This window comes from Streptomyces malaysiensis subsp. samsunensis (assembly GCF_024519315.1).
GTDB classification, from domain to species: domain Bacteria; phylum Actinomycetota; class Actinomycetes; order Streptomycetales; family Streptomycetaceae; genus Streptomyces; species Streptomyces malaysiensis.
In genome coordinates, this window is the sequence record NZ_JANIIC010000015.1 from 150,897 (window position 1) to 161,330 (window position 10,434).

The 10,434-nt window shown below is 71.5% G+C and carries 8 protein-coding genes; 5 read left to right on the top strand and 3 right to left on the bottom strand.

The genetic code is table 11. The features are described 5' to 3' along the window. Positions 1–79 precede the first annotated feature (79 nt). The 4 genes from NQU54_RS15665 (at position 80) to NQU54_RS15680 (ending at position 5,410) form a co-directional block, all read left to right on the top strand. The gene (locus tag NQU54_RS15665; RefSeq protein ID WP_257631590.1) at positions 80–2,140 is read left to right on the top strand and encodes a P-loop NTPase family protein; all 2,061 of its coding nucleotides are present in this window, start codon (positions 80–82) and stop codon (positions 2,138–2,140) included. Between the two features lie 6 nt (positions 2,141–2,146). After that, positions 2,147–3,736, top strand: coding sequence for an ABC transporter substrate-binding protein (locus NQU54_RS15670; protein WP_257631591.1), 1,590 nt, complete (start codon positions 2,147–2,149; stop codon positions 3,734–3,736). Between the two features lie 97 nt (positions 3,737–3,833). Then, complete coding sequence (locus tag NQU54_RS15675) at positions 3,834–4,775, top strand: quinone oxidoreductase family protein (RefSeq protein ID WP_257631592.1); 942 nt, start codon at positions 3,834–3,836, stop codon at positions 4,773–4,775. Positions 4,776–4,816: 41 nt separating this feature from the next. Next, positions 4,817–5,410 (top strand): TetR/AcrR family transcriptional regulator, encoded by a 594-nt coding sequence (locus tag NQU54_RS15680; protein ID WP_257631593.1) that lies wholly within the window; start codon positions 4,817–4,819, stop codon positions 5,408–5,410. Positions 5,411–5,443: 33 nt separating this feature from the next. Here the strand turns inward: NQU54_RS15680 and NQU54_RS15685 are convergent, their stop codons facing one another. Together NQU54_RS15685 and NQU54_RS15690 are read right to left on the bottom strand one after the other, a co-directional pair. Beyond that, complete coding sequence (locus NQU54_RS15685; protein ID WP_257631594.1) at positions 5,444–6,241, bottom strand: SAM-dependent methyltransferase; 798 nt, start codon at positions 6,239–6,241, stop codon at positions 5,444–5,446. Between the two features lie 207 nt (positions 6,242–6,448). After that, a complete protein-coding gene (locus NQU54_RS15690; RefSeq protein ID WP_257631595.1) occupies positions 6,449–7,330 on the bottom strand; it encodes a VC0807 family protein in 882 nt (293 codons plus the stop codon). Between the two features lie 420 nt (positions 7,331–7,750). Here NQU54_RS15690 and NQU54_RS15695 point away from each other — a divergent pair, with 420 nt between their 5' ends. Beyond that, a complete protein-coding gene (locus NQU54_RS15695) occupies positions 7,751–9,946 on the top strand; it encodes an MMPL family transporter (protein WP_257631596.1) in 2,196 nt (731 codons plus the stop codon). Here the strand turns inward: NQU54_RS15695 and NQU54_RS15700 are convergent. After that, a partial coding sequence (locus tag NQU54_RS15700; protein WP_257631597.1) for a hypothetical protein occupies positions 9,923–10,434 on the bottom strand: 512 nt, incomplete at its 5' end. The two genes, NQU54_RS15695 and NQU54_RS15700, sit on opposite strands and share 24 nt — an antisense overlap.

The window sequence follows — 10,434 nt, forward strand, 5'->3', positions numbered from 1 at the left end:
GTCTCGGGGGAGCGGTGCCGCCCGTCTCCGAGGTCGCGGCTGCCGGGCAGCAGAGGACGACTGAGGCGGGACACGGCGAATGCGCGTATCGGAAGGGTCACCGCTCTATGGCCGGGATCCGCTGCTGCGCTCGCTCGTGCCCCGGCTGACCGGTCTGGCCTACGACGAGCGGTCGCGGACGGGCCGGGAGCACCAGGGAGACCTGCCTGTGGTGCTGGTGACGGGATACCACGGCATGGGCCGCAGCGCCGTCCTCGAAGAACTGGCCGCGCGCTACCGGGACCGGCTGCCGCTGGCCCATGTCCGGGCCGTGGCGAGCGAATCCGCCGCCTTCCCGCGCGCCCCGGCCGACGGCGGCGCCCCCACCGCCTCGACCCTGGTCGAGATCCTCGCGGAGCTGGTGTGCGGGCTCGCCCCCGATCTGCGCCGCCGCTTCCCCGTTCTGGTGCCCGGTCTGTTCGCCGTCTCCGGCTGGCACCATGGCAACGGCGAGCAGCGGGACGCGGCATGTCTCCGGTTCGCCCGGCTGCTGCTCGCCTGCCGCCTCGCCGGCGGCGACGAGAACGCGCTGCGACACGCCTGGGCCACCGCCGTCGAAGGCCGCCTGGAGACCGTCGACGCGGAGGCCGACGCGGAATGGCGCCGGGACGCGGTCACCGCCGCCGTGGTGGCGGAGTACGCCGACCGGTATCCGCCCGCCGCGGCCCAGGAGTGGTACCGGGGGCGCTTTCCGCGGGGCGCGGACGGCCAGGATCCGCTGGTGCTGCTCGGGGAGTGGTTCCAGCGGGGCGGCGACTACCGGCACGCGGCCGAGCAGACCCTGATGGCCGCCTTCCTCCACGATGTCGCCTCCTCCTACGGCAGGCTCCAGCGCTGGAACCGCGAACCCTGGCCGCTGATCCTGATCGACGACGCGCACTGCCCGCCGGGCCAGGACTTCCTCGATCTGCTCCTCGAACACCGCGCGCTGCCCGAACGCCCCGACCGCGAGGAGCTCGTCGTCGTGGCCACCCGCCTCGGCGGCTTACCCGAGAACGCGTCGGACGCCGTCCGCCGCGACCTGCCCGACCTGGTGAAGTCCTCCGGCTGGCAGCGCAGGGGCCTGGCCCCGTCCGCCGGGCTGCTCGCCGTACCGCTCACCCCGCTCAGCCGGGACGACATCCTGCCCCTGCTGGTGCCGGACTGGCCCGCCCGGCCGCTCCACCCCTATCTGGCCTCCGCCGTGCACTCCCTGACCGGCGGCCACCCCGCGGTGACCACCGTCCTGTGCGCGGCGGTCCTGGACGCCACCAAGCGGGGCCGCAGCGTGAGCCCGCGCGACCTCCTCGAACTGACCGCGAAGGACGGCCGCCCCGTCACCGAGGCCCTCCTGGAGCGGCTGCTCCCCGACCGGCGCCAGCGTGACCGGCTGACCCTGCTCTCGCTCGCCCGCGACAGCACCGCGGCGGAGGCGCTGGCCGAGCATCTGCGCCTCCAGGGCCCGGACCAGCTGCCCGCCAACTCCGCCACCGACTACCTCGAAGAGCAGCAGTGGCAGCAACTCACCCCGCCCGACCAGCCGTTGGTCACCGACGCGCTGCTGCGGACACTGCTCGTACACGAGGCGCGCCGCACCTCGTCGCGGGCCGAGGACGGCCGCGGCTGGCAGGACATCCACCGCTTCCTGCGGATGCACCACGCCCAGCGCGGGGAGAGCGGCGAGGCCGACGCCCTGCGGCACACCCTCGCCGCCGGAAACGCCGAGACGGTGGTGGCCATGCTGGCGGAGGAGTTCCAGTCGGAGAAGGACGCCCAGGCCGCCGCGCACTGGCTGCTGTGCCTTCAGTACGCCGCCACCGCGCCCACCCCGCCGGCCGGGGACTGGACCGATGAACGGATGCAGATCGCGCTCGGCGCGCACGACGGCCGGTACGCCGAGCTGCATGAGATCGAGCGCTGCGTCAACCGGCTGCTGCACGCCCTGTGGCATGTGTCCGAGCCGCACGCCGAGCCGGACCCCGACATGTGCAAGGCGGTCGGCGAAGAGCTGGCCTACCTCTCACCGCGCCATCCTTCCTGGCACGCCGTCCTGGGGCAGGCCGCCCGCAGCTGGCCCGCGGCGGCACGGAAGAAGCGCCCCTTCCCTATCTCCGGTCAGTGAGGAAGCATGCTGCCCCGTCTGTTCCGCCGTCACCCCCGTGAGTGGGGGCCGCTCGAATGGCTGGCCGTCTTCGGGCTCGGCGCCCTGGTCGCCGTCGCGATCACCGTCGCCGTCACCATGGCGCGGGGCCCCGGCAGGTGCGGTGACGATCTGCGGGACATCGGCGGGGACTGCGTGGGCGTCACCGCGGAAGCCTTCGAGGCGGACCCGGGCATCGAAGGTCTCATCGGGGCGGTGGCGGACGAGAACGCCCGGGTGCGCCAGGACTGGGAGGACCCGCCGAGCGGCCCCAAGATCCCGTATGTGCGCATCGCGCTGATGATGCCGTTCACCGCCGACGACCACAGCGCCATGACGAAGGACATGATCCGCCGCGGACTCGCCGGTGCCCTGGCCGCCCAACGGCAGGCCAACCGCTTCGGAGGCCCCCACTACCAGCTGCTGCTCGCCCCCGACGGCCGGAACCTCGACCAATGGGAGCCCGTCGTCACCCGCCTCGCCGAGCTGACCAAGGACACCCGGGCACCGCTGGTCGGCGTGACCGGCATCCCCAGCAGCACACCGGAGACCCGGAAGGCGATCGCCGCGCTCAGCAAGCACAGCATCCCCACCGTCGGCCCGGTCATCACCGCGGCCAATATGAACTCCCCGTACTTCTTCAAGACCTCGCCGAACAACGACCAGTTCGCCCGCGCCCTGGGGCTCTACCTGGAGAAGAAGCCGGCCCGGCACAGAGGCTTCCTGGTCTGGGACAACCGCAACGAGGACGTCTACTCCCAGAATCTGCGCGCCGTCTTCGAGCGCCACTTCGGCGACGCGTACGACCTGACCAACCACAACTCCAACTTCACCGGCACCTCCGGAACGGACAAGGGCATACCCCAGCGGTTCACCGACGCCGTGCAGAAGATCTGCAACGAGAAGTCCGACACCGTCTTCTTCGCCGGCCGCGACCAGGACCTGCCCGCGTTCATGGAGCGCCTGGCGCAGGAGGGCGGCTGCGGGCGCACCACGGCGCTGCGCATCCTGAAGGTCGGCATCGGCCTGGAGCCCACCCTCACCGCGGACGCGCCCACCAGATGGCTGGACGAGGCACGGGCCACGATCGTCGACGCGTCCGCCGTGGACCCCGCCTGGTGGGCGGGGAAGAGCAAGCCCAAGAAGGCGCTCGGCCGCTTCCTCGACCGCTTCGAGGAGATCCAGAAACAGTACGAGCTGGGCAGCAAGCCGCTCGACGACGGCTACGCCGTGATGTACCACGACGCCTTCGCGCTGCTCGCGGGCGCGGTGGACCGCACCTTCGCCGAGATCAACGAGGGCGGTAGGAAGGCGCCGGAGGCAGTGAGCATCCCGACCAACGACGACGTCTACAACACCCTCATCATCCCGAGCATCGCCGGTGACGCGTGCAGCTCCTGCCTGGTCGGTGCCGGAGGGACCTACGGCTTCGAGGGTCCGGGCAAGAACGACCAGTGGGCCGTCTGCAAGCCCGTGCCCGTGGTCGAGTACCCGCCGGGCACCCGCTCCGGCGACAGCGGCGCACCGGGCCTCTACCGCACCTACCGGAACGGCTCCCAGGGCGCCTGCCCCTCCTGACGCGAACGGTACGCGGCATCCTCGCGCTGTTGACGCTCGACGGATTCCATCATAACGTTCCGACCCGGATCGGAACGTTATGATGGAGGAAGCAGTCATGAAAGCCGTGGTCGTCAGGGCGTCCGGGGAGCTCGACGTGGTCGACGCACCGGAGCCCGCTCCCGGGCCGGACCAGGTGCTCGTCGACATCGACGCGATCGGCGTCGGCTATGTGGACGTGATGGCCCGGCGGGGCGAGTACCCGTACTTTCCCGGTGCGGGTTCGGTGCCTGGCCTGGAGGTCGTGGGCCGTGTGACCTCGGCCGGGCCGGACGCGCCCGAGGCGACGGACGGGCACCGGGTGCTCGCCCTGCCGCCCTTCGGCGGCTACGCCGAGAAGGCCGTCGCCGACGCCGACCGGGTCCTTCCGGCTCCGCCGGGCATCGACGCGGCCGATGTGGTGGCGCTGGGTGTGAACGCGCTGGTCGCCGAGGGCGTGCTCGACCGGGCGGGAGCGGCCCCCGGAGAACGTGTGCTGATCCGCGGCGCCGGTGGCGGGATCGGCGTGCTCGCCACGCAGATCGCCGCCGCCCGCGGCGGCGAGGTCACCGTCGTCACCTCGTCCGCGGCCCGCGGTGAACGGCTGCGAGCGCTGGGTGCCGCACGGGTCGTCGACCGGACCGGGTCCGCCCTTCCCGACGAGACCTATGACGTCATCGTGGACACCGTCGCCGGCCCCGATATGGGGAAGTACCTCGAACTCCTGCGGCCCAACGGGCGTTATGTCCTCTGCGGTGCCGCCGGTGGAGCTCCAGGACCGGAGTCGTTCGAACCGCTGCTGAGCCGCTTCCACACATCGCCGACGCTGATCGCGTTCAGCCTGAACTCGGTGGCCCCCGAAGACCTCCGGACCTCGTGGGCGAGGGTCCTCGCCATGCTGGAGGAGGGCCGGCTCTCGCCCGTGCTCGACCGGAGCTTCCCGCTCACCGAGGCCGAGGCCGCGCTTCGGCTGGTGGAGAGCGGCAAACCGTTCGGCAAGGTCGTCCTGAACCCCCGATAGGGTGGCCGGACGACAGGGTTTCGTGTTTCCAGGAGAGTCCGATGGCACGCCGGCGGGACGAGCGGATCGACCACGCCGTGCTGGCCGCGGTGCGCGAACTCGTACGGGAGATTGGTTATCCGGCCCTGACCATGGAGGCCATCGCGCAGCGGGCGGACACCACCAAACCCGCCATCCGCCGGCGCTGGAAGAGCCAGAAACACCTGGTCGTCGAGGCCATGGCGCGGGACCGGGCCGGTGTGGTGGAGATGGACACCGGATGCACGCACTGCGACATCGTCGGGCATCTCGAAGCGCTCCGCGTCGCCATGGACGACCCGGTCCTCGGCCATGTGCTCCCGGCGCTCGTGGCCGACCTCGCGGACGATCCGGAGCTGCGGGAAACCTTCCTCACCGCGGTCTGGGCACCGCGCCGGGAAGCGTGTGAGGCGTCGCTGCGGAAGGGCGTCGCACGCGGCGATCTGCGCCCGGACCTCGATGTCGACCTCGTGCTGGACCTGTTCGCCGCCCCGGTCGTCTTCCGGGCCCTCTTCGGCCACTCCGGACTCGGCCCGGATTTCCCGGCGGACGTCGCGCGTGCCGTGCTCTCCGGGGTGGGCACCGGCGGCGGACACCGCTGCCCGGGAAACGGCTGACGCCGCTGCTCTCAGGAAACGGCTGACGTCCGCTCAGCCGGTCTTGCGGGCCACGCCGCCGTAGTAGCCGATCTCCCCGGGTCCGGTCGGCGGCGGGGCGTCCGGGCGCCAGAACGGGACCTCGGCCAGACCGGGCTCGACCAGGGTGAAGCCGTCGAAGAAGCGCTCGATCCGGGCGCGCGACCGCAGGGTCAGAGCGGCGGTGGCATCGTCGTACACGGCCTGGGCCGCGCTGCGGTCGGCGAAGTCGTCCGTGGCGTGGGAGAGCACCAGGAAGCTCCCGTCCGGGAGCGCGTCGCGCAGCGTGGCGAGGACCCGCTCGGGCTCCTCCGCCTCGGTGAGGAAGTGCACGATGGCGACGAGGAGCACCGCGACCGGCTCGCCGAAGTCGATGACCCGGCGGACCTCGGGGTGGTCCACGATGGCCCGCGGGTCGCGCAGATCGGCGAGCGCGATGCTGGTCGAGGCGGAGCCGCGCAGCAGCACATTGGCGTAGGTGTTGACGATCGGGTCGTTGTCGACGTACGCGACGCGCGTGTCCGGCGCCAACTCCCGGGCGATCTCATGCACATTGGGCGAACTGGGCAGTCCGGTGCCGATGTCGAGAAGCTGCCGGACGCCGCTGCCGACCACATACCGCACGGCGCGCCGCAGAAAGTCGCGGTTGGCCCGTACGCCGCTCCACACCTCGGGTGCCGCGGTGGCGAGCCGGTCGGCGGCCTCGCGGTCCACCTCGTAGTTGTTCTTGCCGCCCAGCAGGTAGTCGTAGATCCGCGCGGGGTGTGGCCTGCTGGTATCGATCTCCTCGGCACGGAAGCCGTTCTCCGCCACGCTGTGCTCCTCTCGACGGCCGCCACGGCCCCCGTCCGCGTTCGACTGTCGCACAGCTTCCCATATCAACGCCGGTGCCGGACGCCGGAATTCACCGCGTCCGGCCCGCTGGTCAGGCGGCCGGCACCGTGCCGCCACGGCTGCTGCTCCGCGCGTTGCCCGACGCCGAGGATGTGGCCGCCACGACGAGCGTGCGCCGGTGGCCGGTCAGACCTCGGCCTCGGTCTTGGTCTCGGTCTTAGTGGTCTCGGCCGCCGGTGCCTTGGTCTCGGCCGTCTTGACCGTCTCCGCAGCCGGTGCCCCGGCTTCCGGTGTCTCGGTCGACGCCTCGGCCGCAGTCGTCTCGGCCGCCGCCGCGGCGGCAGCGGCGGCGCGTGCCTGGCTCCTGCGGCGCGACCGCTTGCCGTACCAGGCCGTCCATACGCCCATGGAGCTCAGCACGGCGTAGATGAGGACGGGGCTCAGCACGACCATGGTGTCGGTTCTCAGCGTGTAGGACAGCACGATCCGCACCGCGGACTCCATGCAGTAGACCACGCCCCACACGGTCGTCATCGTGATCATTGCCTTGCGGAAGCCGTCGACCTGCCACAGGCCGTTCCACCAGGCGGTGCTCCGCTCGGTGCCGTCGGTGGAGAACTTGCGACCCAAGTAGAAGATCAGTGGGCGCGGCGTCAGCAGCGTCGCCAGGCACAACAGGCCGAACAGCCCGGTGACGGCCGAGTCCTTGATCAGCAGAGCGCGGGCCGAATGCGCGCCGACGGTCGACACCACGGCCGTGATCACGACGAACACCAGCGTGACGATGGCGAGTTCATCGAGGCGGCGGCGCCAGGCGATGTGCACGGCACTGTCGATCACCAGCCAGACGCTGCTGATCAGCAGTGCGGCGAATTCGCTGAAGCCGTGGTCGCGCAGTGCGTTGTACGTGATGATCGGCGCGACGACGGTGAGGCTGAGCGTGACGGTCCAGCCGAGAATGGCGGCGCGCTTGGACCGGGCGGGCGCGGGCGGGCGCTCGCCGGTCGGTGGCGCTTGTGCATCCGGTGCGCTTGAGGCGCCTTCCGAAGTTGTGTCCTGAGTGAGCACGGTTCCCCTGCAAGTGTTCCTGGTGGTAACGGGAGAGGGGAACGTAAAACAGCCCCCTCGTAAGAGGACAGTACCGGGACGCCAAATGTCGCCAAAATCTCGGCGGAAGGCCGTTTCAAGGCGGTGGTGAGGGTCAAGTGACTGCTTTGGATTGACATTCCGTCGCCCCCTTCGGCTTTTGGGAAGTCAAAGGCCATTGCGGTGAGAGGCCCTGAGAAGAACCCCTTTGTGAAAACGGTCCAGTAAACGACGGTTTCCGTTGTGTACAGGTGCACCGGAAAGTCCGGTCGCCACCCCTGATAGCGGGTCATTGCGGGGCTTCTCCACACACCGATGTGACCTGGAGGAGGGTCGTTCGTTGGGTGTCCTGCGCGGCCGTCCCCTTCGGGCGCCGCGCGGTGACCCAGGGGAGGGGGTGGCATGTTCGTCCGGCTGGGGCGTTTCGACGTCGCGCGCAGGGTCTGGGTGCTCGCGGGCGCGGCACTGGTGCTGGTGGTGTCCTGCTGGGCGTGTGCCGGGCTGCCCGGACGGCTCAGCTACGGCGGCTTCATGGCACCCGCCGCGGAGGCGAGCCGGGCGGCGGACGCGATCAGGGCCGAGGTCGGGCAGGGCGGCGCCGATGTCCTGGTCACCTTCCGCAACGAGGGGCTGACCGCCGATCGGCCCGCCTTCCGGGAAGCGGTGGAGGAGGCGCTGCGCCGGGCGCCCAAGGGCACCGTGGACCGGGCGACGACGGCTTGGTCCACGGCCAATCCGCTGCTGGCCTCCCTCGACCAGCACTCGACCGTGGTGCCCGTCCTGCTGCGCGGCGACGGCGAGACCGGCCGCACCCAGAGCTATCTGGCGCTGCGGGACGCCCTGCGCGCGCCGGGGTTCGAGGTCTCCTGGACCGGGCCCGGCGCGATCATCTCCGAGATCGTCCAGCGGTCCCAACACGACCTGGTGCGCACCGAGTTGATGGTGCTGCCGCTGATGATGCTGCTGATGGTGTTCGTCTTCCGGGGCGTCGTCGCCGCGCTGCTGCCGGTGGTCACCGGAGTCCTGGCGACGGCCGCGGCCCTCGCCGCGCTGCGCGCCGTGGCCGATGTCATCGAGGTCCCGTATGTGACCGTCAACCTGGTGGTGGCCATCGGGCTCGCCGCGGGCGTCGACGCCGGTCTGCTCATCGTCAGCAGATTCCGGGAGGAGCTGCGAGCGGGACGAACCCCCGCGGAGGCCGTCGCCGTCACCGTCGACACCGCCGGGCGGACGGTGGCCCTGTCCGGCGTCGTCATGACCTTCATCGCCGTGGGCCTCGCCTTCTTCCCGCTCGGCTTCGTCCGCGCGCTGGGGATCGGCGCGGCGGCCGGGCTGCTGGTGGGCGCCCTTGTGACGGTGACGGTGCTGCCCGCGCTGCTGTTCTGTCTGGGCGAGCGCGTGGACGCGCTCTCACCGGCCTGGCTGCGGCGCCGGGACGGCCAGCGCGACGGTGTGCTGTGGGGCCGGGTGGCCCGTGCGGTGATGCGGAAGCCCATCGCCTACACCTGCGCCGTCTCCGCGCTGCTGATCGCCCTCGCGGTGCCGTTCCTGCACACCGTCATCGGCTTCCCCGACCAGCGGATGCTGCCCGCCGGGGCGCCGGCCCGGGTGGCGGCCGAGCGCATGGAACACGACTTCGCCGTCTCCGGCCTCGGCACCTTGCAGGCCATCGCCACCTTCGACCACCCCGTGGACCGCGGCCGCGGCCACGCCGACCTGCTGACGTGGACCCGGAACGTCTCCGAACTGCCCGGCGCCCGGGGCGTGCTGGTGGCCGGGACGACCGGGAACAAGGCCGTCATCTACGTCGGCCAGAGCCACCGGGTGGAGAGCGACTCCGCCAAGTCGCTGGTACGAGCCGTGCGCGCGCTGCCCGTGCCCGGTGGCAGCGGGGTGCTGGTGGGCGGCGCCTCCGCCCTCGCGGTGGACACCATGGACACCTTCTACCGGCTGCTGCCCCGGGTGCTGGCCTTCATGGTCGTCACGAGCCTGGTACTGCTCACCGTCGCCCTGCGCTCGCTCGTGCTGCCCCTCAAGGCGCTGGTGATGAACGCCCTGTCCATCGGCGCCTCCTTCGGCGCCCTCACCTGGATCTTCCAGGACGGACACGCCGGCAGGCTGCTCGGCGCCGAGCCGACGGGCTATGTGGACGCGCTGGCACCCATCGTCATGCTGTTCCTGCTCATCGCGGTGTCCATGGACTACGAGCTGTTCCTGCTGCTGCGCATCCGTGAGCAGTACCGCCTGCTCGGGGACGACCGGGAGGCGGTGGCGGTGGGGATCCAGCGCTCGGGACGGGTGATCAGCGCCGCCGCGGCGGCCGTTCTGGTGGTGACGGCCTGCTTCGCGACCAGCGGTGTGGTGATGGTCAAGGAGATCTGCGTCGGGGTCTTCCTGGCCGTGCTGATCGACGCGGTGCTCGTACGGGCGGTTCTGGTGCCCGCCGTCATGCGGCTGCTCGGCGCCGCGAACTGGTGGTGGCCCCGCTTCTCCGGGAACTCGCACACGGGCAAGGGCGTGCGGCCGGAGGCCGCCCCGGAACACGCGGCGCGGCTTCCGGCCCCCGCCGAGCCGTCAGCCGAACGTCAGCCGCGCTGAACCGCTGCCGGAACCACCGGCCAGCCTGCCCTGTGTCCAGCAGTCCCGGCCCACACCGCGGTTGTCCACGGCGATTTCGACGCCCACGGAGCCCGCGAAGAGGCCCCTGGTGATCTGTACGTTCTCGGCCCTGAAGGTGACGTTGCCATCGGCGTCGTTGGTGAAGCGGAGCTTGCCGCCGCCGCTGCTGGTGCCGATCCGTTCACCGCCCGGCCCGAGCCACTCCGCGGTGCCCGTGCCGGTGCCGGTGGCCGCCGCGCAGGTGCCCTCGGCCATGCCCTCCAGGGTGACCCGCACCGTGGAGACCACGGCGGAGCCCAGACAGCTCCCGGTAATGGTGGCCCGGTAGCCCGCGACACCACTGCGGTCGCGCTCCAGAACCAGGTCGGGGTCGGTGGGTTCCACCGTGGCCGTGCCCTTGCAGGTCAACGGCAGCGGAACCGCCGGCGCTTCGGCGGCCGCGCGGGCCGGGGGCTGCTGCCCCAGTA